This window comes from Streptomyces sp. (assembly GCF_035563135.1).
Lineage (GTDB): Bacteria > Actinomycetota > Actinomycetes > Streptomycetales > Streptomycetaceae > Streptomyces.
In genome coordinates this window covers 1-2023 of the sequence record NZ_DATMVN010000037.1, presented here as the reverse complement: position 1 = coordinate 2023, position 2023 = coordinate 1, and the positions used below count along the sequence as shown (strand labels likewise).

At 66.8% G+C, this 2023-nt stretch carries 2 protein-coding genes; both read left to right on the top strand.

Annotated features, from left to right (window positions below; all coding sequences use genetic code 11):
- A partial coding sequence (locus VN520_RS01880) for an FAD-binding oxidoreductase (RefSeq protein ID WP_325745055.1) occupies nt 1–303 on the top strand: 303 nt, incomplete at its 5' end.
- A gap of 186 nt (nt 304–489) precedes the next feature.
- Nucleotides 490–1893: a DUF6308 family protein gene (locus VN520_RS01875; RefSeq protein ID WP_325745054.1), complete on the top strand. Its 1404-nt coding sequence runs from the start codon at nt 490–492 to the stop codon at nt 1891–1893.
- Nucleotides 1894–2023 lie beyond the last annotated feature (130 nt).

The following is a 2023-nucleotide window of genomic DNA, read 5'->3' as shown; positions in this document are numbered from 1 at the left end:
GGCATCCGCCTGGTCACCTACGGGCACGTCGGCGACGGCAACCTGCACTACAACCTGAGCAAGCCCGAGGGGGGCGACGACGACGCCTTCCGCGCCCGCGCCGACGAGCTGGCCCGGATCGTCTACGACTCGGTCCGCCGGCTCGACGGCAGCATCAGCGCCGAGCACGGCCTCGGTCAGTCCAAGCGAGAGGTGATCGCCGACTACAAGGACGCCGGCGAGCTGGAGCTGATGCGCGGGATCAAGCGGCTGCTCGACCCGGCCGGACTGATGAACCCGGGCAAGGTGCTGCCGGGGCTGTGAGGCGGCGCGCCTCCGTGGGTGCCCCCATACCTGGTGGCCCGGTAGACAGCGATCGCATCGAAGGCGGCTTCAAGGGACGTCAGCTGTCACGGTGCGAAGACGCGCCGGGCGCCTGGCGGTTCCGGGCACCAACGCCACATTGAGCGACCATTCGATCACGAAGGCAGCCAACCAGTGGGAGCTCGCGTGGAGAGTCGGTCCGTACGGGTCGGAACATGGAACGTCGAGTACGCCGCCGGTGAGGAGAAAAATGCCGCCCGCCTCGAGCGGTTGCTCGCGGCTGATTGCGACGTCCTCGTGCTTACAGAGACCAACGATGCCCTTGCTCTGCCGGCTCCCTACGTTGCCGTATCCAGCGATCAGCGGCCGACGGCCGCTGCGGGAGGTCGTTGGGTAACCATTTGGAGCAGGCTTCCCGCCCGTCAGCTAGCGACGAACGATCCGGTCCGAACTGCCGCGGCGGAGCTGGCAGGCGCGATCGTCGTCTATGGCACCGTGCTGCCGTGGCACACGGATCCGGGACCGACGCCGGCTGATGCTGCCCCCGCGCCGAACTGGTCTGAGTTCATGCGAGTAACGGCCCTTCAGGGGGCGGAGTGGCGGGCGCTGCGCGATCGGAACCCCGACTCTCTGTTCATTGTCGCCGGAGACCTCAATCAGTCACTCGGCGCCCAGCACTATTACGGGACGCAGGCAGGTCGGCAGCTCCTCCGCGACTGTCTGATGCAGGCAGGTCTGACCTGCTTGACGGACGGTGAGCACCTGCCGCAGGGCCTTCTGCGGCACCCCCTGATCGATCACATCTGTGCTGCAGCCCCTGCCGGCGAAGTCATCGAGGGAGAGGACTGGGTCGGCTGGGAAGGCGCACGCGAAGGGACGAGCAGGTTGTCCGACCACTCAGGGGTGGCCGTGACGCTCCGCAGCACGCCGGGCGAGTCTCTTCACCCCGGTGGAAGCGAGACAATGAGCATCACCATCGCGGGCAAGAGGGTCCCTGATCCGTTTGAGAGGTTGGCGGCCTACGCCAGTCGGTACTCCTCTACCTTGATCCGCTACGACCTCGCCGGACAGGATGAACCGTTCACCCTCTCGCGTGACGAGGTGCGGCGAACCAGAAAGATCGCCTCCCGCATCAGCGACCGTGAGCGGGATTGGTTCGTCGAGCGGGGACAGACCGCGCCGTGGACCCAAGTGGAGGCCGACGCTGACCTTGGCGACGCAGACCCCGAGCAGGAGGGAGGCCTGTACGACCGGGCCGATGCGCTCTACCAGCATTTCCGCAGCGAAGCTCCGCGCAATGTGAACATGGCCAAGATCAGCAAAGTTCTACACCTCAAGCGGCCCGCGCTCGTCCCCCTCCTCGACAGCCATCTCGAGCGCGAGTACCGCAGCCTGGCCCGGCAGGCGGCACGTCGCTACCCCGCCCGGGGATACAGCCGCCTGTACTGGGCTGCTATCAGAGACGATCTACTGCTCAACCGTGACTCCATCGCGGCGATGAGAAGCAGGTTCGCGAAAGACGACCGTGAGGCCGTGCGCCGACTGTCCCAGCTCACCGATCTTCGGGTGCTCGACATCCTTACCTGGTGACCTCGACCCGAGGACGCGTGTGCCATGCCGGGCTGCTTGAGGCTACGACGCCGGAGGCGGTGCTCGTTAGGGTGGCGACGTGATGGATCCCGGTGCGCCGGCCCTCGCGAAGGCAGCGTTGCGCGACCGG